Raw genomic sequence first — 24,318 nt, 5'->3', positions numbered from 1 at the left:
AACGAACATCAGAAGCACTGACAATGACCAACAGCTCCACCAGCAGCACCACCGGTAGCACAACCGGCGACACCGCCAGCGCCAAAGTACCCGATTCGGACCGCAAGGGCAGCCTCTCCGCCTTTAAGGGCCTGTTCCCGTTTCTTCGTCCGTACCGCCGCCAGTTTCTGATGGCCGGCGTCGCGCTGGTCATGGCGGCCGCCTCCACGCTGGCCATTCCGTACGCATTCAAGCAGATGATCGACTTGGGTTTCGGCGCCTCCGCCGGCGCCACCAGCATCCGCAACGTCAACGCCACCTTCCTCGCGCTGTTCGGCGTCGCCACGGTACTGGCGCTGGCCACCGCCGCCCGCTTCTACATCGTCTCGTGGCTGGGCGAACGCGTCACCGCCGACATCCGCAGCGCCGTCTACCGCCACGTCGTCAACCAGAGCCCCGAGTTTTTCGAGACCACCCAGACCGGCGAAGTCCTGTCGCGCATCACCACCGACACCACCCTGATCCAGGCCGTTGTCGGCACCAGCATCTCGATGGCGCTGCGCAACATGCTGCTGTTCCTCGGCGGCCTGGTCATGCTGTTCGTCACCAGCGTCAAGCTGTCCTCGATCATCCTCGGCCTGCTGGTGCTGGTGGTGGTGCCGATCGTGCTGTTCGGCCGGCGCGTGCGCAAGCTCTCGCGCGACTCACAGGACCGCATCGCCGACGCATCGGCCATGGCCGGCGAAATCCTCAACGCGATGCCGACGGTGCAGGCGTTCACCCATGAAAAAATCGAATCGACGCGCTTCGGCGCCTCGGTCGAAGGCGCCTTCCAGACGGCGATGAAGCGCATCCGCTCGCGCGCGATGCTGACCATGTTCGCCATCGTGATGGTGTTCGGCACCATCGTGTTCGTGCTGTGGCTAGGCGCGCACGCGGTGCTGGCCGGGACCATGACCGGCGGCGACCTCGGTCAGTTCATCCTGTACGCCTCGATCGTGGCCGGCTCGATCGGCGCGCTGTCGGAGGTGATGGGCGAAGCGCAGCGCGCCGCCGGCGCCACCGAGCGCCTGCTCGAACTGCTGTCGGCCAAGTCGACCATCCAGGAGCCGGCGCAGCCGCTGGCGCTGCCGGCGCGCGCCGCCAACGGCGCCGCGCTGGCGCTGTCCGACGTCACCTTCACCTACCCGTCGCGGCCCGATTCGCCGGCCTTGTCGCGCCTGTCGCTGAACATCCTGCCTGGCGAAACGGTGGCCGTGGTCGGCCCCTCGGGCGCCGGCAAGACCACGCTGTTCCAGCTGTTCCTGCGCTTTTACGATCCGCAGTCGGGCTCGATCACATTAGATGGCGTCGACATCCGTCGGCTCGAACTGCACACGCTGCGCGACGCCATCGGCATCGTGCCGCAAGATACCGTCATCTTCTCTGCCGACGCGATGGAAAACATCCGCTATGGCCGCGCCGGCGCCAGCGACGCCGAAGTCATCGCCGCGGCGAAGCTGGCAGCCGCCCACGAATTCATCGAGCGCCTGCCGCAAGGTTACAAGTCGTTCCTGGGCGAACGCGGCGTGCGCCTGTCGGGCGGACAGCGCCAGCGCATCGCGATTGCCCGCGCGCTGCTGAAAAATCCACCCCTGCTGCTGCTCGACGAGGCCACCAGCGCGCTCGACGCCGAGTCCGAGCGCCTGGTGCAAAGCGCGCTGGAAGCGGCGATGGTCGGCCGCACCACCGTCATCATCGCCCACCGCCTCGCCACCGTGCAGCGCGCCGACCGCATCCTCGTCATGGAAGACGGCCGCATCGTCGAAACCGGCACCCACGCTTCGCTCGTCGCGCTTGGCGGCATCTACGCCAACCTGGCAGCGCTGCAATTTCACCACGTCCACGTGGTGCACTGACCAGAATTGCGTGGTTTAGTGGAGTAGGCTTTATATGATCTATTGCTGCAATGCAACATGAATGATACTATCGGTCGCTTTTGTATTGACCGATATTATTGGAGTTACATGCGCAGCAACAGTTTCAATCCGTCCACGTGGGGCGTTGGCGCCAAGATCACCGCCCTCACATTCACGCTGGTTGGCGTCATCCTTGGCGCTCTCGTCCTCGCTTTCAGCATGACGACGGCAACCTTGCTGCAAGACGGCGCCGAGCATGATGTCAAAGGTGAGCTGCGCGGCGTGGTCAACATGGTCGAAATGTTCAACAAGGCGGTCACCAGCCAGGTCGCCAGCTTCGCCCGCGTCCTGACCGCCAGTTTCGAGCCCGATTTCGTTCTCGACGCGGCTACCAGCGTCGACGTCGCCGGCAAACAGGTGCCGGTGCTGACGAACGGCGGCAAGCCGGTCAACCTCGATTTCACCATTCCCGACCGCTTCACCGCGCAGACCGGCGGCAATGCCACCATTTTCGTCAGCACGGGCGACGACTTCGTCCGCGTGTCGACCTCGGTCAAGAAGGAAAACGGCGAACGCGCGATCGGCACCCTGCTCGACCGGACCCACGCCGCCTATCCGCTGCTGCGCGCCGGTAAAAGCTACATTGGGCTGGCCACCTTGTTCGGCAAGCAGTACATCACCGAATACGACCCGATCAAGGACAGCAGCGGCGCCGTGATCGGCGTGCTGTACGTCGGCGTCGACATCTCCGCCGACCTGGCAGCGCTGAAGGCCAAGATCAAGGAAATCAAGTTCGGCGATACCGGCTACCTCTTCGTTCTCTCGTCGGCGCCGGGAAAAACCTACGGCGACGCGCTGGTGCACCCGACCAGGCAAGGCGCCAATATCCTCGGCACCAAGGATGCCAGCGGCCGCGAATTCGTCAAGGAAATGCTGGAGAAGAAGACCGGTGTGATCACCTATCCCTGGCTCAACGCCGAAAAAGGCGAAACCAGCCCGCGCGACAAGATGGTCGCCTACGCCACCTTCAAGGACTGGAACTGGCTGATCGCCGGCGGCACCTACAAGGACGAGATCACGCGCGAAGCAAACGAGCTGCGTAACCGCTTCATCGTCATCGGCCTGGTCGCGCTGGGCGTGTTTGCACTGGTGCTGTACCTGGTGGTACGCGCGACGATCACGCGCCCGCTGCTGCGCGCACAGAACGCCGCGACGCAGATCGCTGACGGCGACCTCACCGCCAGCATCGACAGCAGCCAGCGCGACGAGATCGGCCGCCTGGCGCAGGCGATGAACGGCATCAGCGCCAGCCTGTCGTCGGTGGTCGGCAAGGTGCGCGACGGCGCCGAGCAGATCGCCACCGCCTCGCGCGAGATCTCGTCCGGCAACCTCGACCTGTGCGTCAGGACCGAACAGCAGGCGGCCAACCTGGCTGCCACCGCCACCTCGATGGAACAGCTGACCGTCACGGTCAAGCAGAATGCCGACAACGCGCGCCAGGCCAATCAGATGGCGCTCAACGCGTCCAGCGTCGCCGGCCAAGGCGGCGCGATGGTGGCGAAGGTGATCGACACGATGGATGCGATCAACCAGTCGTCGCGCAAGATCTCCGACATCATCAGCGTCATCGACGGCATCGCCTTCCAGACCAACATCCTGGCCTTGAACGCGGCGGTGGAAGCGGCCCGCGCCGGCGACCAGGGCCGCGGTTTCGCCGTCGTCGCCACCGAAGTGCGCAACCTGGCCCAGCGCAGCGCCGCCGCGGCGAAGGAAATCAAGACGCTGATCGGCGCCTCGGTCGACCAGGTCGATGCCGGCAGCAAGCTCGTCGCCGACGCCGGCGTCACGATGAACGAAGTGCTGGCCAGCGTTGGCCGCGTCACCGGCATCATGGCCGAGATCACCGCCGCCAGCGTCGAGCAGAGCAACGGCATCGAACACGTCAACCGCGCCATCAACGAGATGGACCAGGTGACCCAGCAAAACGCCGCGCTGGTCGAAGAAGCCAGCGCCGCCTCCGAAGCGATGCAGGAACAGGCGGGGGCGCTGGCCGACTCGGTGCGCCTGTTCAAGCTTGACCGCGCCGGGCACGCCGATTCGCTACCCGTTTCCAGGGCGCTCGCGCTGCGCTGATTCTTTGCCGGCACGGCAAACCGGTGTACAGTTATAGCCCCGTCCACCGGAGTTTGCCTTGACCGACGCTGAACTGCTCGCCTCCTGCCACACCGTCTTCCCCGGCCACAAGGCGCGCACGCCGGCCCAGATGTTCGCCGCAATGGGCGCCTGGTGCGAGGAACATGGCGTCGCCCACGACGTCTACGGCAGCGGCGCCCTGCTCCAGCAATTCGAACAGAAGATCGCCGCGCTGCTCGGCTTCGAGTCCGCGGTGTTCTGCATCAGCGGCACCATGGCGCAGGTGACCGCGCTGCGGCTCGCCTGCGACGACCGCGCCAGCCGGCTCGTCGCGCTGCACCCGACCTCCCACATCCTCGTCCACGAGAAATCGAACTACCAGCTGCTCGGCCACTTCGATGCGCTGCAGGCGGGCGACCGTCACCGGCCGTGGAGCGTCGACGACCTCGCCGCCATTCCCGACCGCCTTGGCGCGGTGGCGATGGAAGTGCCGATGCGCGAAATCGGCGGCCAGAACCCGTCGTGGGCCGAGCTTGAGGCGATCAAGGCGCACTGCCGCCAGCGCGGCGCCCACCTGCACATGGACGGCGCCCGGCTGTGGGAAGCGGCGGCCGGCTTCAAGCGCACGCCGCGCGACGTCGCCGCCGGCTTCGATTCGGCCTACGTCTCGCTGTACAAGGGCATCGGCGGACTCGGTGGCGCGCTGCTGGCCGGCAATGGCCCGTTCGTCGCCCGCGCCGCCGAGTGGTTCCGACGCCAGGGCGGCAACGTCATTCACCGCTCGCCTTACGTGGTGGCGGCAGCGATGCAGTTCGACCAGCGCCTCGCCGCCATGCCCGGCTACTTTGCGCGCACCGAATGGCTGTACGGCGAGCTGCGCGCCCATCCGCTGATCAAGCCCAATCCGGCGGCGCCGCAGGCGAACATGCTGCATCTTCATTTGCCGGTGTCGCGCGAGCGCGCGCTGGGCATCCGCAACCACCTCGCCGCGCAGCATGGCATCTGGCTGTTCAGCCGCGCCAGTCACGCCGCGCTGGAGGGCACCAGCGTCGTCGAAATCTATGTCGGCGACAACCTGCTCGACATGCCCGATGGCGCGGTGCGCGAAGCGCTGACGCTGTTCTCGTCGGCCCTCGCCGCATAGTACAATCACGGCTAGATCCTACTGCGAGAGCGTCATGCGTCAATACCTCGATTTCATGCGCCATGTGCGCGACAACGGCACCGTCAAGACCGACCGCACCGGCACCGGCACCCGCTCGGTGTTCGGTTACCAGATGCGTTTCAACCTGCAGGACGGTTTTCCGCTGGTGACGACCAAGAAACTCCACCTCAAATCGATCATCCATGAGCTGATCTGGTTCCTGCAGGGCTCCACCAACATCGCTTACCTCGAGGAAAACGGCGTCTCGATCTGGGACGACTGGGCCGACGCCGACGGCGAACTGGGACCGGTGTACGGCTATCAGTGGCGCAGCTGGCCGGCGCCGGACGGCAGCCATATCGACCAGATCTCGCAGGTGCTCGACCAGATCAAGTACAACCCCGACTCGCGCCGCATGATCGTCTCGGCCTGGAATGTGGCCGATGTGCCGAAGATGAAGCTGCCGCCGTGCCACGCGCTATTCCAGTTCTATGTCGCCGACGGCAAGCTGTCGTGCCAGCTCTACCAGCGCAGCGCCGACATCTTCCTCGGCGTGCCGTTCAACATCGCCTCGTACGCGCTGCTGACGCACATGATGGCGCAGCAGGCCGGCCTCGAGGTCGGTGATTTCATCTGGACCGGCGGCGACTGCCACCTGTATTCGAACCACCTCGACCAGGTCGAGCTGCAGCTCTCGCGCGCCGAGCTGGCGCTGCCCAAGCTCGTCATCAAGCGCCACCCCGAAACGCTGTTCGACTACAAGTTCGACGACTTCGAGATCGCCGGCTACGAGTCGCACCCGCACATCAAGGCGCCTGTCGCGGTCTGACGCCGCAGCAATCGCCGAGCATCAAGCCACCGAAAACAAGTTAACGGCCATCTGCGCGGGGAGGACGTTATGGCGCCAGTCTCAGGAAAACCCCGACTGGTATCGTCGGGTCGATCGACGACTTCGGCGTGGGCTATCCCCGCCTGAACGACCTTCAATTTCAGCCGCCCGCTGCCGCCCAAACAGTTCGCCTCGCTGCTGCGGCCCGGCCGCGCCGGCGATCGGCTGCTAGAATACTGCGTGCCAATTTCACCCGGAAGCCCATGACCTACGATCCAAGCCAGTCCACTACCACGCCGCGCCTGACCCTGGTGGTGGCGATCGACGCCCAGCGCGGCATCGGCGTCAACAACACGCTGCCGTGGCGCCTGCCCGAGGACCTCGCCCATTTCAAGCGCGTCACCACCGGCCACCCGATCATCATGGGCCGCAAGACGTTCGACTCGATCGGCCGCCCGTTGCCGAACCGGCGCAACATCGTCGTCACCCGTAATCCCGACTGGCGCCATGACGGCGTCGACGCGGTCGGCTCGCTGGCCGACGCGCTTGCGCTGGTCGGTCATGAACCGGCCTTCATCATCGGCGGCGCGCAGATCTTCAACGAATCCATGGCGCTCGCTGACCAGTTGATCGTCACCGAGATCGACCACACCTTCGCCTGTGACACCTTCTTCCCGCCGCTCGCCACCGGCGAATGGGCCGAGAGCGCGCGCGTGCGCCATCATTCCGACACCAACAACTTCGACTACGCTTTCGTTACCTACAGCCGATTGAAATAGCCGTCTGCGCTCGCCGCTGGCGCCTGCCCGGCCGGCCGGCACGGCCAGCCGTTCGCTCGCGCAGCGCGCCGGCGTCAGAACTGTTCCCACTCGCTGTTGGCCACCGCCAGCGCGCGCTGGCGCGTTGGCCTGGCCGGCGCGGCCGGCGCCACCCGCGGCGCCGGCGCGGCCAGCCTGGTGCGGGGCGCGGCCATGCCTTCGCGCGCCGGCTGCGCCGCGCTATCGAGCTTGAAGACGCTGACCACGGTCGCCAGCGCCTGCGTCTGGTCCTGCAGCGAACCGGCGGCGCCGGCGGCTTCTTCGACCAGCGCTACGTTTTGCTGGGTGATCGTGTCCATCTGCCCGATCGCCTGGTTGATCTGCTCCAGCCCCGCCGCCTGCTCACGGCTCGCCTGGGTGATCTCGCCCATGATATCGGTCACGCGCCGGATGCTGGTGACGATTTCGTGCATCGTGGTGCCAGCCTGGTCGACCAGCTTGGCGCCGCTGTCGACCTTGCTCACGGAATCGCCGATCAGCTGCTTGATTTCCTTGGCGGCGCCGGCCGAGCGCTGCGCCAGGTTGCGTACCTCGCTGGCCACCACCGCGAAGCCGCGGCCATGCTCGCCGGCGCGCGCCGCTTCGACCGCCGCATTGAGGGCGAGGATGTTGGTCTGGAACGCGATGCCGTCGATCACGCCGATGATGTCGACGATCTTCTTCGACGATTCATTGATCGAGCCCATCGTCACCACCACCTGCGCCACGACCACCCCCCCCTTGGTCGCCACTTGCGACGCCGACATCGCCAGCTCGTTGGCCTGCTGCGCATTGTCGGAGTTCTGCTTGACGGTGCTGGTGAGCTGCTCCATCGACGAGGCGGTCTTCTCGAGCGAATCGGCCTGCTCGGCGGTGCGCTCGGACAGGTCCATGTTGCCCGCCGCGATCTCGCGCGAGGCGCTCGACATGGTGTCGGTGCTGGTGCGCACCTCGGCGACGATGCCCGCCAGGTTCGACTTCATCTTGCCCAGCGCCCGCAGCAGCGCGCCGATCTCGTTATTGCCGTGCGCCGCGATCTGCCCGGTGAGGTCGCCCGCCGCCACCTTGGTGGCAATCGTCATAGCTTCTTCCAGCGGGCCGGAAATGGCGCGCACCAGCAGCCAGGCGACCGTTGCGCCGAGCACCAGACCGGCCAGCAGCACCGCGAAGGTGGCATAGGTGCTGCGCCCGATAGTGACGCTGACATCGGCGGCGTGCAGCGCGGCGCGCGCCTCGGACAAGTCGATCAGCTGCTTGAGGGCGACATCGCCGACGCGGTACGATGGGTTGATCTTCTTGATCAGGATCGCCTCGGCGTCGTCCCATTTGCCGGCCGTGATGGCCGCATCGGCTGCCTTCACCGATTCGAGTCCCAGTCCGTCGCTGTTAGCATGCCAGTGCTGCGCCAGGCGCTTTTCCTCCGGCGAGCGAAGGTTGGCGAGGTACTCGCTCCAGTGGCGCGTCGCGCGCGCCGTGGCAGCCTCGATCTGCGCGTGGTGCACCGTCAACGGGTGATCATGCAACTGCGACCACTCGAATGCCGGATTGTGCTGCAGCGCCTGCAGCACCTGGCTGCGGTTGGTCTCCATTTCGAGCCGGATCGCGGTGCGCACCGTGCTGCTCTTCTGTTCAGCCAGGGTCACATCCTTGATCAGGCTCACAGAGTGCTGCGCACCGTACAGGCCAACCACGCCGATGACCACCATCAGCAGCAGCAGGAAGCCGAGTGCGCTGACGACGAGGGTTTTGATTTTCAGGTTATCCATCATGGCGGCAGTTAGTTCCCAGTTTGTATTGCGTTAAAAAAAGCGTGAATGCCGGCCCGCAGTTCGGCGGCGTGGTCGAATTCGAGATACGTCACATCGACCAGGTCGTCGAGTTCGCGCAGCAGCGTGGTCTTGATCGGCGCATGCTTCCAGACCAGGAACAGCACCGGAGTGCGGCGTCCTTCGAAGATGTGATACGCCAGTTCGAAGGCGCTGCTCTCGCTCATGCCGACGCGGATGTTGATCACCGCATCGGCCTGGTCCAGCAGGCGCAGGCGCTGGTCGCGGAAGGCCTTCGGCGTGAAGGGCCGCTGGTACTGCCGTTCGAACGACTTCTTGAACGTCGCCGCGCTTTCGGCCACGATCCCGGTCAGGTAGTCGAACGCATGCGGCGCGCCGTTGGCGCCATCGATCAGCTGCATGATCTCGCCGATCAGGCGCTGCTGCTGATCGTCCGATTCGGTGAACGGCTGGCGGATGAACAGCTTGAGCGGCGCCGTCCCGCCGGCGCGCAGGCGCACGCCGGCGCGCCGCTCCGGCACCAGCGTCACCGCCGCTGCCAGGTCGCCCGCTGCGGGCGCGGCGCGCGGCGCGTCCGCGCGCACTGGCGTGCCCTGCCGCTGCACGTCGCGCAGCGCATACAGGCCGTAGCTGTCGCCGTGCTGCATCGCCTCGACCCCCGCTTCGGCGCCGCTGATGGTCGAAAAGAATACCGTCCCGGCGTTCAATGTCGCCACCCGCAGCGCACGCGAGGCGCCGATCGCGCCGCGGTGCTCGTCGACCGTCAGCACCACCAGCGCGATCTCCCTGGCGGCCAGCGCGGCCAGAATGACGCTGTCAGCATCGATCGGCGTGACGGCGATGCCGGCGGCGCCAATCACCGCTGCCGTCACGTGGCTGGCACACAGCGTGAAGCCGGCCGCCTCGAGCCGGCGCGCCAGCGCGACGGCGCGCGCCTGGTCGCCGCGCTTGACACTCAGGTAGGCCTTGCCCCCGCGCGGCAGGCGCACGCCGGCCGCCAGCTGCGCCTTGTAGAAAGCCTCGCCGAAGGTCTTGCCGACCCCCATGACCTCGCCGGTGGAACGCATTTCCGGCCCGAGGATCGTGTCGACGCCGGGGAACTTCGCAAACGGCAATACCGACTCCTTGACCGAGAAGTAGCCCGAGCAGCGCTGTTCGAGCACGCCCTGGCTGGCCAGCGACTGCCCGGCCATGCAGCGCGCGGCAATCTTCGCCAGCGGCAGGCCGGTCGCCTTGGACACGAACGGCACCGTGCGCGACGCGCGCGGGTTCACTTCCAGTACATAGACGACGTCGCGCACCCTGCCGTCGACCCGGCTCTGCTGGATCGCGAACTGCACATTCATCAGGCCCACCACGTTCAGGCCGATCGCCAAGCGACGGGTCTGGCGTTCGATCTCATCGATGCTCTGCTGCGACAGCGAATACGGCGGCAGCGAACAGGCCGAGTCGCCTGAGTGGATGCCGGCCTGCTCGATATGCTCCATCACGCCGCCGATCAGCGTCTGGACGCCGTCGCAGACGCAGTCGACGTCGACTTCGATGGCGTCGTTGAGGAAGCGGTCGAGCAGCACCGGCGAGTCGTGCGACACCTTGACCGCTTCGCGCATGTAGCGCTCCAGGTCGGCCCGCTCGTGGACGATCTCCATCGCCCGCCCGCCCAGCACGTACGAAGGACGCACCACCAGCGGGTAGCCGATCTCTTCGGCCAGGCGCACCGCATCGTGCTCGGTGCGCGCGGTGCGGTTCTGCGGCTGGCGCAGGTCGAGCGCGTGCAGCAGCGCCTGGAAGCGCTCGCGGTCTTCGGCGGCGTCGATCATGTCGGGCGAGGTGCCGATGATGGGCACGCCGTTCGCCTGCAGTGCCAGCGCCAGCTTCAGCGGCGTCTGGCCGCCGTACTGGACGATCACGCCGACCGGCTTTTCCAGCGCCACGATCTCGAGCACGTCTTCCAGCGTCAGCGACTCGAAATACAGGCGGTCGGAAGTGTCGAAATCGGTCGATACCGTCTCCGGATTGCAGTTGACCATGATGGTCTCGTAGCCGTCCTCGCGCAGCGCCATCGCCGCATGCACGCAGCAATAGTCGAATTCGATGCCCTGGCCGATCCGGTTCGGGCCGCCGCCCAGCACCATGATCTTGCGCTTCGTGCTCGGTTCGGCCTCGCACTGCTCGTCGTAGGTCGAGTACAGGTAGGCGGTGCGGGTGGCGAATTCGCCGGCGCAGGTATCGACCCGCTTGTACACCGGCCGGATTGCCAGTGCGTGGCGGCGCGCGCGCACCGCGTCCTCATCGGTCTGCAGCAGCGCCGCCAGGCGGCGGTCGCCGAAGCCCTGCTGCTTGAGCTTGCGCAGCACCGGCTCGTCGAGCGCTTCCAGGCGTTGCGTTTCGAGCCACAGCTCGACGCCGACCAGGTCCTCGATCTGCGCCAGGAACCAGGGATCGATGCCGGACAGGCGCTGCACTTCATCGAGCGTGAAGCCGTGCGCGAAAGCGTCGCCCACATACCAGATGCGCTCCGGGCCGGCCGCGCTGAGCTGCTCTTCGATGACGCTGCGCCCGGAGTGCATGCGGCGCAGGCCGTCGACGCCGACATCGAGCCCGCGCAGCGCCTTCTGGAACGATTCCTGGAACGTGCGCCCGATCGCCATCACCTCGCCCACCGATTTCATCTGGGTGGTCAGGCGCTCGTCGGCGCCGGCGAATTTCTCGAACGCGAAACGCGGCACCTTGGTCACCACGTAATCGATGGCCGGCTCGAACGAGGCCGGCATCGCGCCGCCCGTGATCTCGTTGCGCAGCTCGTCGAGCGTGTAGCCGACGGCCAGCTTGGCCGCCACGCGTGCAATCGGGAAGCCGGTCGCTTTCGATGCCAGCGCCGAGGACCGCGACACGCGCGGATTCATCTCGATGACGATCATGCGCCCGTCGGCCGGATTGATGGCGAACTGGACGTTCGAACCGCCGGTATCGACGCCGATCTCGCGCAGCACCGCCAGGCTGGCGTTGCGCATCAGCTGGTATTCCTTGTCCGTCAGGGTTTGCGCCGGCGCCACCGTGATCGAGTCGCCCGTGTGCACGCCCATCGGGTCGAGGTTTTCAATCGAGCAGACGATGATGCAGTTGTCCGCCTTGTCGCGCACCACTTCCATCTCGAATTCCTTCCAGCCGATCAGCGACTCCTCGATCAGCAGTTCCGACGTCGGCGACAGCTCCAGGCCGCGTGCGCAGATCGTGTGGAACTGCGCGGCGTCATAGGCGATGCCGCCGCCGCTGCCGCCCATCGTGAACGACGGCCGGATGATGACGGGAAAGCCGAGCGCCTGCTGTGCGCTCCACGCTTCGGCCATGCTGTGCGCAACGCCGGAGCGGGCCGACCCCAGCCCGATCTTGCTCATCGCGTCCTTGAACTTGGAGCGGTCTTCCGCCTTGTCGATCGCCTCCGGCGTGGCGCCGATCAGTTCGACCTGGTACTCGGCCAGCACGCCATGGCGGTGCAGGTCGAGCGCGCAGTTGAGCGCGGTCTGGCCGCCCATGGTGGGCAGGATCGCGTCGGGCCGCTCGATGGCGATGATGCGCGCGACCACGTCCCACTGGATCGGCTCGATATAGGTGGCGTCCGCCATCTCCGGGTCGGTCATGATGGTGGCCGGATTGCTGTTGACCAGGACCACCCGGTAGCCTTCCTCGCGCAGCGCCTTGCACGCCTGCGCGCCGGAATAGTCGAATTCGCACGCCTGGCCGATGATGATCGGGCCGGCGCCGATGATCAGGATCGTGTTGATGTCGGAACGTTTAGGCATTGCGGGTAGCCTCCATCATCGACACGAAGCGGTCGAACATCGGTCCCAGGTCGTGCGGTCCGGGGGACGCTTCGGGGTGGCCCTGGAAGCAGAAGGCCGGCCGGTCGGTGCGCGCGAAGCCCTGCAGCGATTGATCGAACAGGGAGACGTGGGTCACCCGGCAATTGGCCGGCAGGCTGGCCGGGTCGACCGCAAAGCCGTGGTTCTGGGAGGTGATCATCACTTGTCCGTTGTCGAGGTCCTGCACAGGGTGGTTCGCGCCGTGGTGGCCGAACTTCATCTTCATTGTCCTGGCGCCGGAGGCGAGCGCCATGATCTGGTGCCCGAGGCAGATGCCGAAGGTTGGGATGCCGCGTTCGATCAATTCGCGCGCGGCGGCGATGGCGTAATCGCAAGGCTGCGGGTCGCCCGGCCCGTTCGACAGGAACACGCCGTCCGGCGCGAGCGCGAGCGCGGCCGCGGCGCTCGACTGCGCCGGCAGCACCGTCACGCGGCAACCGCGCGAAGCGAGCATGCGCAAGATGTTGGCCTTGACGCCGAAGTCGTAGATCACGACGTGCCAGCGCGGCGCGCGCTGTTCGTCGAAACCGTCGCCGAGTTGCCACTCCTGACCGACCCATTCATACGGCGCCGCGCACGAGACCTCGCGCGCCAGGTCCATGCCGGCCATCCCGGCGAAACCGCGCGCCAGCGCCAGCGCCGCGTCGGCGTCGCCGGTGACGGCAATCGCGCCGTTCTGGGCGCCTTTTTCGCGCAGCAGGCGCGTCAGCCTGCGCGTGTCGATGCCGGCGATGGCGACGATCCCCTGCGCCGACAGCCACGACGCCAGGTCTTGGCTGGCGCGGAAATTCGATGCCAGCAACGGCAGATCCTTGATGACGAGCCCGGCGGCGTGCACCTTCGCCGACTCGCCATCGTCGTGGTTGATCCCGGTGTTGCCGATGTGCGGATAGGTCAGGGTGAGGATCTGGCGGCAGTAGCTCGGATCGCTCAACATTTCCTGGTAGCCTGTCATTGCCGTGTTGAACACGACTTCGCCAACAGTATGGCCAGGCGCTCCGATCGATATGCCGCGAAACGTGCTGCCGTCCGCCAACGCGAGGATTGCGGGCGATCCCGTGCCAGGGCGGTGCGCAAGTGGGTGTTTCATCGTCTCTCCATTCAATGTGTGGCACCTCGCTGTATTCAGCACCGGTCGCCTGCGGCCGTCCGCGCAGTCGATCATGACGTCCGACCCAGTGGACGAGATTATTATAATGGGGCATTATTCCTTGCTGCAAGGAAAGATTTGTGTGACGTTTATTTCCCACATCGACGGGCTCGCCGGGACGCGGTGTTCAATATCTTTTACTATGAGAACATGGTTTTTCGATGGGTCGGTGGCGGTCCATAATTGTTAAATGTTGGCGCGGCGCGTACGATCGGCTTGGCCTATGCTGCCCCTCGCATGGCCCCTCTGGAAGCGGGCAGTGGCGCGTAGCGCCGGCGTATTCACCGCCGAAAATATATCCCTGCTGCATGTAGTGCGACACGATTGCCCGATGGCGGCTACCCTGACGAAAATCTTTCCACCGGATTGCGGACATTTCTGCGAAAATCCGCTTCTTCTTTTTCTTCGGTGCCGTGACCTGCATCCTGCCTTTTCCGGCGTGGATTGCGCTCACGGCGCTTCGCTTTGGAGCTGTCCATGAAATTTCGTTTCCCCATCGTCATCATTGACGAGGATTTCCGTTCTGAGAACACCTCTGGCCTGGGCATCCGTGCGCTTGCCGCCGCGATGGAAAAGGAAGGCATGGAAGTGCTTGGCGTGACCAGCTACGGCGACCTGTCGCAGTTCGCGCAGCAGCAGTCGCGCGCCTCCGCCTTCGTGCTCTCGATCGACGACGAGGAATTTGGCGGCGGCTCGGTCGACGAGACCGACTTCGCGCTCACCGCGCTGCGCGCCTTCGTCAAGGAGATCCGCCACAAGAACTCCGACATCCCGATCTACATCTACGGCGAAACGCGCACCTCGCGCCACATCCCCAACGACGTTCTGCGCGAACTGCACGGCTTCATCCACATGTTCGAGGACACCCCCGAATTCGTCGCCCGCCACATCATCCGCGAAGCGAAGTCCTACCTCGACGGCCTGGCGCCGCCGTTCTTCCGCGCGCTCGTCAACTACGCCAACGACGGCTCCTACTCGTGGCACTGCCCGGGCCACTCGGGCGGCGTCGCCTTCCTCAAGTCGCCGATCGGCCAGATGTTCCACCAGTTTTTCGGTGAGAACATGCTGCGCGCCGACGTCTGCAACGCCGTCGAGGAACTCGGCCAGCTGCTGGACCACACCGGCCCGGTCGCCAAGTCCGAGCGCAACGCCGCCCGCATCTTCAACGCCGACCACTGCTACTTCGTCACCAACGGCACCTCGACGTCGAACAAGATGGTCTGGCACTCCACCGTCGCGCCAGGCGACATCGTCGTCGTCGACCGCAACTGCCACAAGTCGATCCTGCACTCGATCATCATGTGCGGCGCGATCCCCGTGTTCCTGATGCCGACCCGGAATCACCTCGGCATCATCGGCCCGATCCCGCTCGAGGAATTCACCCCCGAGTCGATCGCCCGCAAGATCGAGGCGAATCCGTTCGCGCGCGAAGCGAAGAACAAGAAGCCGCGCATCCTGACGATTACCCAGTCGACCTACGACGGCGTGGTCTACAACGTCGAGACGCTGCGCGAAATGTTGGACGGTAAGATCGACACCCTGCACTTCGACGAAGCATGGCTGCCGCACGCCACCTTCCACGACTTCTACAAGAACATGCACGCGATCGGCAAGGACCGCCCGCGCGCCAAGGAGTCGATGATCTTCTCGACCCAGTCGACCCACAAGCTGTTAGCCGGCCTGTCGCAGGCTTCGCAGGTGCTGGTGCGCGAATCGGAAACGGTCAAGCTCGACCAGGACGCCTTTAACGAGGCCTACCTGATGCACACCTCGACTTCGCCGCAGTACTCGATCATCGCCTCGTGCGACGTCGCCGCGGCGATGATGGAAGCGCCCGGCGGCACCGCGCTGGTCGAAGAATCGATTTTCGAAGCGCTCGACTTCCGCCGCGCGATGAAGAAGGTCGACGAAGAATTCGGCGCCGACTGGTGGTTCAAGGTCTGGGGCCCGAACACCTTCTCCGAAGAAGGCATCGGCACCCAGGACGACTGGATGATCCGCGCCGAGGACGACTGGCACGGTTTCGGCAATCTAGCCCCCGGCTTCAACATGCTCGACCCGATCAAGGCGACCGTGGTCACCCCTGGCCTGTCGCTCGACGGCGTCTTCAGCGACTCCGGCATCCCTGCGTCGATCGTCACCAAGTACCTGGCCGAACACGGCGTCATCATCGAGAAGTGCGGGCTGTACTCGTTCTTCATCATGTTCACGATCGGCATCACCAAGGGCCGCTGGAACACGCTCGTCACTGCCCTGCAGCAGTTCAAGGACGACTACGACAAGAACCAGCCGATGTGGCGCATCCTGCCGCAATTTGCCGCCGCCAACCCGCGCTACGAAGCGATGGGCCTGCGCGACCTGTGCCAGTCGATCCACGACTTCTACAAGGCCTACGACGTCGCCCGCCTGACCACCGAGATGTACCTGTCCGACATGATCCCGGCGATGAAGCCGTCGGACGCATTCGCGAAAATGGCACACCGCGAAATCGACCGTGTCGCCATCGAGGAGTTGGAAGGCCGCATCACCGCGATCCTGCTGACGCCATACCCGCCGGGCATTCCGCTGCTCATTCCCGGCGAGCGTTTCAACAAGACGATCGTCGACTACCTGCGCTTCGCACGCGATTTCAACGAGCGCTTCCCCGGCTTCGAGACCGACGTGCATGGCCTGGTCAAACGCGAAGTCGACGGCAAACGCGGCTACTTTGTCGACTGCGTGCGGAACTAGCTAGTTCGGGTTCGCCTACGTCGCACTCCGTTTGTGTGACGTGTGTCGCATTCGTTGCAAGCCAGCGAAGGGTGACTTAGTGGACAGCAATACTGGATAGTTCTTATCGCAAATGCGTGTCCTATTGCCCTTCTGTTGAGATATCACGCTTGCGATAACCCGGATGAGTTAACGTTGCGCTCGAAACGTCAGTTGGCCTGCGGCGCTAGCGCTTTGACGCCGAGGAAATTTTGTGAAGAAACCATCTCGTGGGGTTACGCTTGGGCTATCAGGCAGAACGGCGAGGAACTTACCCGCAAGTGCGTCGTTTGAGCTAGTTCGTGTCTGCCACATTGCCAAAAACTGCTGGCGACTGTAGGTGCGGTTGCCTAGACTTGGGTCGGCAAGCCAAACGGTGTCGCCGTTAAGTCCGCGTAGCACCGTAAAATGGTCGTCCTTGCCGTGCTGCACATACACGACAACCGGAATTTTTAAACGGACGAGCGCTCCCAGCTCGCGGCAAAACCCTCCGCCCTGAACCCAAACTGCGGCAGAATACGCGCCATATCTTCAAAGCTGGCGCGGTTATCGCCTTTATTCATGGCGTTGAGCAAGCCTTTCTCGGTTACTTCTTGTCCATAAAAACTATTGAGCAAGTCGCAAGAGATGCGGCGCCGCAGGAATAGTCGAGGTCTTGCTTAACTATTTTATCGTCACGAAACGCTTTCCAACTTTTACCAAGGGATACGGTGTGGGCAGCGTGAGTGATCAGAGGCGCGCCCTCCGGTCTGGTTGAGTGGCGGTTCGGGCTTGACTCTGAGAACCAAATAGTAGAATTTTCCGGCTGCGGATTCGCCGCCAATGTTCGCGATGCAAGTATTGCAGTGACAATACCGAGCCGAACTAAAATTCTAGCCATGGTCGCGCGAGCTTTCATTTTTTCGCTTGATGGCGTGCCGAATAAATACCACATTAATTAAGCCGAGGATTAACGCCAAAATGGCAGATCCAGAAACTCCGAATAATAGCCCCTTAGCTGGAGGGAAAAGTATAAAATATATAGAGAAAAGCATAAAAAAAATCGAAGAAGTTACTATAAAAATTTTTATGCTCCCCCAACACTTCCGCTGGGCATACTCCGACATAGCGCCGCCCAAAAAGCTTGCAACCTCAATCATTAGACTCATTTCTTTCCCCTATGTTACAAAAACCCTGCGATCTTGATAATCGCAGAGTTTTTACTATTACCAACCTCTAGCTTTGCGCAATTGAGCAGCGCCGAAGTTTGTCGCCAGCATCGCTGGCCGCCATGCAACGTTGCCAGCAATTCCACCGCCCGACGCCCCAATCAGTGCGCCCCCCAAGCCGCTTGTCAGCGCCCCCACTCCCGCCGAAAAACCCGCGCCCTGCCAAGTCATGGGTGTATCCGTGGCAGAGGCAATCAAGACATATCCGCCAACCCCGACGACCGCTCCAATGGCGAAATTGAGGAACGCCCCCTCGGTCTCCTTCATTTCTTGGCCTGAAAGCTTTGCCAACTGCATCGACCGCCCAGGCTGCTCGAACATTGAGTTAATATCCGTTTGGTTGAAACCGGCATTTGGTACGAGTTTAGAACTTTCGACCATTGCGTCACTCGCTTGCGCTTGAGTAGACAACAGGCATATTGCAACCAACGCAATTTTTACGGATTTAGACTTTATCATTTACGCTCCTTTTGAAACGACATAATAAGCCTCGAAAAGGTAACATCGAGGCGCCTTGGTCGTGCTGGGCACTACCAATTTCTGCTGGGCCCCGGAGGCCCGTCCTTCTCTTCAAAAAGTGTAGAGCCAGTTGAGTCGCAGTTCAGAACCCCCGCGGCCCGAAGCATTGACCTTGAAGGTGGTGTTGACTGTGTTGTCTCTGTTGATGGCGTAGCCGACGCCCAGAACCAGATCAGTAGCAGTTCGAGCGATACCCTGAGAGTTGCCGCTGAGCCTGCTTGCGCTGAGACGGGTCCATTGCACATCCGTGGATAGAGTCACGCGGTCGTTTACCGCAAAAGCGACGCAAGGGTTGATCAAGAGTAGGTTGCCTGGCTCGTATCTTTGCTCCATTTCTTGAAGGCTCCCGTTGTAGCGGTAGGCGGCGGTGAGCGAGAACACCACCGGGTCGATGGCCTTGTATGTGGTGGCGCCAAACATTACTGACTTAAATCTGGAGGTGCTACTACGATGCTTCTCGCTCAGGGCTAATTCTGCAAAACCCACAAGTGCAGGTGTATATCCGTCATCTTTAAATTGATAATTTATTCCTGCCCATGCATCGACAAACCGCGATTCATTTTTTTCGACGGATTGCCCGAGGCCGCTGCTTCTCTGGTTTGACATCAGCCCGCTCAGGCGCGCATAAATCTCGGCTTTGGCAGTGAGTCCATAACGCAGACCCAGCGATGTAACGGTGGTGTCGCTGTTCCCAATACTCTCGCCAAACTGCGTTGGGATTGCGATAAATGAGGTAGGACCGGTCTGCACAGAGATGGGCTCTGCTGCCGAAACTCCCTGGCGGTCGCTATTTGCGTAACCAATCGATAGGTCTAGTTTTACCTTGCCTCGTTCAGTGATGATGTGTTCAACCGTGAGCGGCAGGTCGGCGAACGCTAGACGAGGCAATAAGGTCAACAATACAACCCCAAGTGTTCTGCAGCTTTTGCGCCTGCTTTTACGTGCTACTTCCAGCTTTGTTTCGCGCGTCATCTGAACGCCCCCTGTCTTAGGTTGTCAACAGCGGGGCAACCGCTAGAAATCCATCAGCGTTAAATCGTGCCGCCATTGTTCATTAAGGATAGTTTTCTGGCTAAAGCTGGAGTTGACGTGCGGCAATGATTCTGTGCCTAGCGTGCATTTCCGTGCGAACACGAGAGCATGATTCGAGGAATGGGGTCCGAGCGGCTCTTCCGAAGAAGGCATCGGCACCCAGGACGACTGGATGATCCGCGCCGAGGACGACTGGCACGGTTTCGGCAATCTAGCCCCCGGCTTCAACATGCTCGACCCGATCAAGGCGACCGTGGTCACCCCTGGCCTGTCGCTCGACGGCGTCTTCAGCGACTCCGGCATCCCTGCGTCGATCGTCACCAAGTACCTGGCCGAACACGGCGTCATCATCGAGAAGTGCGGGCTGTACTCGTTCTTCATCATGTTCACGATCGGCATCACCAAGGGCCGCTGGAACACGCTCGTCACCGCCCTGCAGCAGTTCAAGGACGACTACGACAAGAACCAGCCGATGTGGCGCATCCTGCCCCAGTTCGCCGCCGCCAACCCGCGCTACGAAGCGATGGGCCTGCGCGACCTGATCCACGACTTCTACAAGGCCTACGACGTCGCCCGCCTGACGACCGAGATGTACCTGTCCGACATGATCCCGGCGATGAAGCCGTCGGACGCATTCGCCAAGATGGCACACCGGGAAATCGACCGTGTCGCCATCGAGGAACTGGAAGGCCGCATCACCGCGATCCTGCTGACGCCATACCCGCCGGGTATCCCGCTGCTCATTCCCGGCGAGCGCTTCAACAAGACGATCGTCGACTACCTGCGCTTCGCACGCGATTTCAACGAGCGCTTCCCCGGCTTCGAGACCGACGTCCATGGCCTGGTCAAACGCGAAGTCGACGGCAAGCGCGGCTACTTTGTCGACTGCGTGCGGAACCAATGAGACGTTTGTAGGGTCTGACTATAGTCAGACCCGCTCTCGCTGAGCGCGAGGCGATGACAGTAAGACCGTTATTCCCGCGCACGCGGGAATTCCATTTCGCCGACGAGTGTTAGAGCAAAAAAAGAGCCTTTAATGGCTCTTTTTTTTCGACTAAACCATCGAGGTGTTACGCTGGGGTTGTCTGCGGTGCTGGCGGATTGGCAGGCGCTGGAGCGGGTGCCGGCGCCGGCGCCGGTTCTGCCTTTGCCGCCGGCGTGGCCGCTTGCGCGGCCTGCATCATGCGAATCGCTTCGCGCGCCGCCGGGCTGTCGGCGTTGACGCCGGCCGATTGCAGCGCATTGCGCACGGCATCGTTGCCGGTCACGCCGCCGAAGGTATAGCGCAAGCCCACGTAGACGCGGCGCTGGTTGACGATGGTGTCAGTCTGGTCGCGCAAGGTGGGCGTATCGACGCGGAACTTCTGGTTGGACGAGCGCAGCACGTCGTTGGCGCGTATGTTCAACGACAGGCGCGGGCTGAACTTGTGTTCGTACGCCAGGTTCATCGTGCCGAACGGCTCGCGATAGCCTTCACCGGACAACAACCGTCCCTGGTGAAACGCCATCACGCTCAGCACATCGTTCGGGCTGATCTGCCATTGCCCGCCGCCCTGCAACTGCAGCGACGACGTCGAACGCTTGTCGCCGGTCAGGCCGAATGCATCAAGGCGATCCTGCTGGGTATAGGCCCAGTTACCGTTGAACATGAAGCGAATGTTGGGCAAAGCGATACCGGCGACGCGGAAGCCCGGCGGCACCATTCCCATCACCGAAAACTCGACGCCGCCGGCGCGGCGGTCGCCCAGGTTCTCCCGCGTGGTCAGCAAGGTATTCTCGGTCAAGAATATCCGGCGGTCGGTAATGACGTCCGATTCGCGCCGCAGGTAGCCGCGCAAGGTGACCGGCATCAGCCCCATGACGCGCGTTTCGTAGCCGAGCTCGAGCGAATGGAGCTTGACCGGGCGCAGGCGCGGATTACCGGAACTGACATAGTAATCGTTGGCGTAATTGACGAACGGGTTCAGTTCGCCTGCGCTGGGACGCGAAATGCGCTCGGCGTACGACAGGCGCAGATTCGAGTTCTTGTCCAGCTTGTAGGTCAGGAACAGGCTGGGCAGATAGCTCAGGTAGTTCTGGCCCGCCTCGATGGCGCTGGTGACCTGGTCCAGCGCGAGGTCGGTATGCTCGACCCGCAAGCCGCCCTTGACGGACCACAGCTTATCGATCGGCATCTCATAGCTGCCGTAGGCGGCCACCACGTCCTGGTCCAGCTCGAACAGGTTGCTGCGCCGGGTGTCCAGGATCAGGCCGCTGAGGAACAGGTAACGGTTGTCGATAGTCTGACGATGGCGCTGCCAACGCCCGCCGGTAGTCAGGAAGCCGGCGCCCATCTTGCCGGAATAATCGGAGCTGAGGTCAGTCAGGCGCAGGCGCGTCTGACCGTTTTGTGTGTAGTCGCGCAGGCTAGGCGCGCCGGTGGCGGGAATCACCAGGCCCTGGTACAGCGTGGCGGTCTCGTTGACGTTGTTGTTGGATGAATGGCGCAGGTCCACTTTCAGCGTCTGGCCATCGGCGGCGAAGCGGCGCTCGAAGCCCGTCACCAGTTCGTAGTTGCGGGCGTCGCCATCGGTGGTGCGGCGGGTCGAATAATCGACCAGCGGCAGCACGCCGGCGCCCAGATCGGTGAAGCGTTCGTTGGCGCTGGCGTCGTTGCCGCGCTGGTTGACCGACACCGAGGCGGTCAAGGTATCGCGCGCGTTGTAGTTGTAGCGCCCGCCCACGCCGGCCTGGACGAAGTCGCTGATCGCTTCGCGCGCGACGTTCTGGCGCAGGCGGCTGACGGCGCCGGTCAGCGGGTCAATGCGCTCGCGCAGCTGCGTCGACTCGATGTCGTTGCCGTCGCGCCGCACGTTCAAGGTGCCGTTGACGGAGGCGTAGCCGGAACTATAACTGCCGTTGGCAAAGGCGTTGCGGCGCCCGTCCGGACCGACGTTGGCCGCCACGCTGCCGTTGCCGCCCGGCTTGGTAAAGCGGCGTGAAATCAGGTTCAGGATCGGTCCGCCGCCGGCTTCGTTGCCGAATTCGGCGCCCGGGTTGTTGATCACCTGGACCGACTCGTAGTTCTCGGCCGGCAAGGCGTTGATCGCCGCCGCCCGGTTCTCGCCCTGCAGCTGCGCGGTCGGCTTGCCGTCTACCAGCACGGTGACGCGCTCGCTGCCGCGCAGGCGCACGGTGCCGTTCGGATCGACGTTGACCGAGGGCACGTTGTTGAGGATATCGCCGATCGACGCGCCCGCCGTGGCGGCGCCCGTTTTGATGTCGTAGACCTGGCGGTCGACCCGGTTGGTGTCGCGCTCGCTGATGACGTTGACCACTTGCATCGGGCCCTCCGGCGCCGGCGCGGCTGCAGCGGTGGCCGCTTTCGGGTCGGCCTTGGCGGCGGCCGACGCAGCTGGCGTGGCGGCCTTGGCGGCTACCGGCGCGCCCGGCTCGGCCGGCGCCGTCTGGGCGTGGGCGTGGCAGCTCAACGCCAGCAGGACGATCGCCGCGGGAACGGCCTTGCAGGGGAAGGAATGGGGTGCGGCGAAATGGCGTATATGCATGAATTCTTTAACAAAATCAAAAAGTTAACTCTAGGAAAGTATCATCTTTTTGTCATTAAGGCCAGACGCGCCGAGCGAAAAAAAAGCGCCCGCAGGCGCTTTTCGATTGGTCCGGCCGCACGCAGGACTCAAGCCTTTGGCAATGTCACGCCGCTTTGTCCCTGGTACTTGCCGCCGCGGTCCTTGTACGACGTCTCGCAGACCTCGTCGCTTTCAAAGAACAGCACCTGCGCGCAGCCTTCGCCGGCGTAGATCTTGGCCGGCAGCGGGGTGGTGTTGGAAAACTCGAGCGTCACGTAGCCTTCCCACTCCGGCTCAAACGGCGTCACGTTGACGATGATGCCGCAGCGCGCGTAGGTCGATTTGCCCAGGCAGATCGTCAGCACATTGCGCGGGATGCGGAAGTACTCGATGGTGCGCGCCAGCGCGAACGAATTGGGCGGGATGATGCAGACGTCGCTCTTGACGTCGACGAAGGAATTCGAATCGAAGTTCTTCGGGTCGACGATGGTGCTGTTGATGTTCGTGAAAATCTTGAACTCGTCGGCGCAGCGGATGTCGTAGCCGTATGACGAGGTACCGTAAGAGATCGTCTTGCGCCCTTCGGCGTCCTGGCGCACCTGGCCAGGTTCGAACGGCTCGATCATGCCGGTTTCGAGCGCCATGCGGCGGATCCATTTATCGCTTTTGATAGTCATCGCGGGGGCTTTTCCATAGAGTAGTAATCGATGCTGGGCGCGCGCGGCGCGCCGGATGCAGCGATTTTACGCGAATTTATCCGCCCGGTATTTATTTACGATGCCGCCAGCAACCGCGCAATCATCTCGCGCGTCAGCTTCGCCGCCAGGTCGGGCGACTCCATCGGGAACAGGTGTCCGCCCTTGATCTCGGCGAAGTTCTCGCCCACCAGGCGGCGCGTCGCATCGAGTCCAGCCTGGCGCAGTTCGAACGAGTTGTCGCCGGCGATGAAGCCGATCGGCACCGGAAACGGCGGGCGCACCAGCGTGCCCAGGTGGTGCGGCAGCGAGCGGTAGATATCGGTTTCGACTTCGCGCGAAAAGCGCAGCTGCACGCCATCCGGATGCGGCATCAGGCCGTGCAGCATGTAGTCTTCCAGCACCCCAGGAGCCCACGCCGCAAAGATCGGCTTGCAGGCGAAGTGCTGGTAGCCGGCCTGCGCGTCCGGCCACACGGTGCGTCGGCGATGCGACGATTTGGCCGGTGAGAAGCGGTCGTCCCAGCCGCGCTCCTTTGCGAAGCGCCACAGCCAGGCGCGCCAGCCCGACACCACGGGCGAGTCGAGCATCACGACGCAGCGCACCAGGTCCGGGCGCTGCTTGGCGGCCATCAGGCTGAGCATGCCGCCAAGCGAATGGCCGACCAGGATTGCCGGCTCCGGGTATGCCTCGAGCCGCGAGATCAGTTCGGCCACCAGCTCCGGCCAGCCGTCCGACACTGGAAACGCGTCGTCGTGGCCGACCATGTCGGTCGAGCGAACATCGAACTCGTCGCCAAGGCCATCGAGGAAGCGCCGATAGACGCCTGCCGGGAAGCCGTTGCCGTGCGTGAAATGCAGAAGGTGTTTTGTCATGGGCACAATTGTAATGCGCCCGCTAACTGCGCAGCTAGAAGGATTCCCCTACTCTGCCGGAGATTGAACAGCAAGCAGGGCCGAATGTGACCTGA

Annotated in this window: 17 protein-coding genes and 1 pseudogene; 7 read left to right on the top strand and 11 right to left on the bottom strand. The window is 63.5% G+C overall.

Annotated features, from left to right (window positions below):
- Positions 1-23: 23 nt before the first annotated feature.
- The 5 genes from CR105_RS10410 (at position 24) to CR105_RS10390 (ending at position 6,762) form a co-directional block, all read left to right on the top strand.
- Complete coding sequence (locus tag CR105_RS10410; RefSeq protein WP_099788389.1) at positions 24-1,877, top strand: ABC transporter transmembrane domain-containing protein; 1,854 nt, start codon at positions 24-26, stop codon at positions 1,875-1,877.
- A 108-nt stretch (positions 1,878-1,985) separates the two neighbouring features.
- Positions 1,986-4,010 (top strand): methyl-accepting chemotaxis protein, encoded by a 2,025-nt coding sequence (locus CR105_RS10405; RefSeq protein WP_099788388.1) that lies wholly within the window; start codon positions 1,986-1,988, stop codon positions 4,008-4,010.
- A gap of 58 nt (positions 4,011-4,068) precedes the next feature.
- Positions 4,069-5,154: a threonine aldolase family protein gene (locus tag CR105_RS10400; protein ID WP_099788387.1), complete on the top strand. Its 1,086-nt coding sequence runs from the start codon at positions 4,069-4,071 to the stop codon at positions 5,152-5,154.
- Positions 5,155-5,188: 34 nt separating this feature from the next.
- Complete coding sequence (gene thyA, locus CR105_RS10395; RefSeq protein WP_099788386.1) at positions 5,189-5,983, top strand: thymidylate synthase; 795 nt, start codon at positions 5,189-5,191, stop codon at positions 5,981-5,983.
- Between the two features lie 263 nt (positions 5,984-6,246).
- Positions 6,247-6,762 (top strand): dihydrofolate reductase, encoded by a 516-nt coding sequence (locus CR105_RS10390; RefSeq protein WP_099788385.1) that lies wholly within the window; start codon positions 6,247-6,249, stop codon positions 6,760-6,762.
- 74 nt (positions 6,763-6,836) lie between these two features.
- On the opposite strand, the gene CR105_RS10385 is transcribed toward CR105_RS10390, so the two are convergent.
- The 4 genes from CR105_RS10385 to CR105_RS28280 all read right to left on the bottom strand — a co-directional run bounded on the left by CR105_RS10385 (position 6,837) and on the right by CR105_RS28280 (position 14,059).
- Positions 6,837-8,546, bottom strand: a complete 1,710-nt coding sequence (locus CR105_RS10385) for a methyl-accepting chemotaxis protein (protein ID WP_229413871.1) — start codon at positions 8,544-8,546, stop codon at positions 6,837-6,839.
- Positions 8,547-8,557: 11 nt separating this feature from the next.
- Entirely contained in the window at positions 8,558-12,370 is a 3,813-nt protein-coding gene (carB, locus tag CR105_RS10380) for a carbamoyl-phosphate synthase large subunit (protein ID WP_099788383.1), read from the bottom strand.
- Positions 12,363-13,520 carry a glutamine-hydrolyzing carbamoyl-phosphate synthase small subunit gene (carA, locus tag CR105_RS10375; protein ID WP_099788382.1) on the bottom strand — a complete coding sequence of 386 codons (1,158 nt, stop codon included), beginning with the start codon at positions 13,518-13,520 and terminating at the stop codon, positions 12,363-12,365. Before carA ends, carB begins: the two co-directional genes overlap by 8 nt.
- Before the next feature lie 398 nt (positions 13,521-13,918).
- Positions 13,919-14,059 (bottom strand): hypothetical protein, encoded by a 141-nt coding sequence (locus CR105_RS28280; RefSeq protein WP_180288150.1) that lies wholly within the window; start codon positions 14,057-14,059, stop codon positions 13,919-13,921.
- On the opposite strand from CR105_RS28280, the gene CR105_RS10370 reads away from it, so the two are divergent.
- Positions 14,058-16,310, top strand: a complete 2,253-nt coding sequence (locus tag CR105_RS10370; RefSeq protein ID WP_099788381.1) for an arginine/lysine/ornithine decarboxylase — start codon at positions 14,058-14,060, stop codon at positions 16,308-16,310. The genes CR105_RS28280 and CR105_RS10370 overlap by 2 nt on opposite strands.
- Positions 16,311-16,478: 168 nt before the next feature.
- Here CR105_RS10370 and CR105_RS28840 read toward each other — a convergent pair whose 3' ends face one another.
- From CR105_RS28840 to CR105_RS10355, 4 genes are all read right to left on the bottom strand, one after another.
- A complete protein-coding gene (locus tag CR105_RS28840; RefSeq protein ID WP_229413855.1) occupies positions 16,479-16,760 on the bottom strand; it encodes a cysteine peptidase family C39 domain-containing protein in 282 nt (93 codons plus the stop codon).
- 20 nt (positions 16,761-16,780) lie between these two features.
- The gene (locus CR105_RS29230) at positions 16,781-16,903 is read right to left on the bottom strand and encodes a cysteine peptidase family C39 domain-containing protein (protein WP_267873892.1); all 123 of its coding nucleotides are present in this window, start codon (positions 16,901-16,903) and stop codon (positions 16,781-16,783) included.
- Positions 16,904-17,533: 630 nt separating this feature from the next.
- Positions 17,534-17,995: a hypothetical protein gene (locus CR105_RS10360; protein ID WP_131021904.1), complete on the bottom strand. Its 462-nt coding sequence runs from the start codon at positions 17,993-17,995 to the stop codon at positions 17,534-17,536.
- 111 nt (positions 17,996-18,106) lie between these two features.
- A complete protein-coding gene (locus tag CR105_RS10355; protein WP_229413847.1) occupies positions 18,107-19,027 on the bottom strand; it encodes a hypothetical protein in 921 nt (306 codons plus the stop codon).
- 172 nt (positions 19,028-19,199) lie between these two features.
- On the opposite strand from CR105_RS10355, the pseudogene CR105_RS10350 reads away from it, so the two are divergent.
- A pseudogene (locus CR105_RS10350) lies at positions 19,200-19,991 on the top strand (Orn/Lys/Arg family decarboxylase); the annotation flags it as partial.
- A 166-nt stretch (positions 19,992-20,157) separates the two neighbouring features.
- On the opposite strand, the gene CR105_RS10345 reads toward CR105_RS10350, so the two are convergent.
- The 3 genes from CR105_RS10345 to CR105_RS10335 form a co-directional block, all read right to left on the bottom strand.
- On the bottom strand, positions 20,158-22,632 hold the full coding sequence (locus CR105_RS10345) for an outer membrane beta-barrel family protein (RefSeq protein WP_131021858.1): 2,475 nt from the start codon (positions 22,630-22,632) through the stop codon (positions 20,158-20,160).
- 128 nt (positions 22,633-22,760) lie between these two features.
- Entirely contained in the window at positions 22,761-23,330 is a 570-nt protein-coding gene (gene dcd, locus CR105_RS10340) for a dCTP deaminase (protein WP_099788378.1), read from the bottom strand.
- Positions 23,331-23,425: 95 nt separating this feature from the next.
- Entirely contained in the window at positions 23,426-24,223 is a 798-nt protein-coding gene (locus CR105_RS10335; protein WP_099788377.1) for an alpha/beta fold hydrolase, read from the bottom strand.
- Positions 24,224-24,318: the final 95 nt, after the last annotated feature.

This window comes from Massilia eurypsychrophila, from assembly GCF_002760655.1.
Taxonomy (GTDB): Bacteria; Pseudomonadota; Gammaproteobacteria; order Burkholderiales; family Burkholderiaceae_D; genus JAFCUW01.
This window is presented reverse-complemented; position numbering and strand designations above follow the sequence as displayed.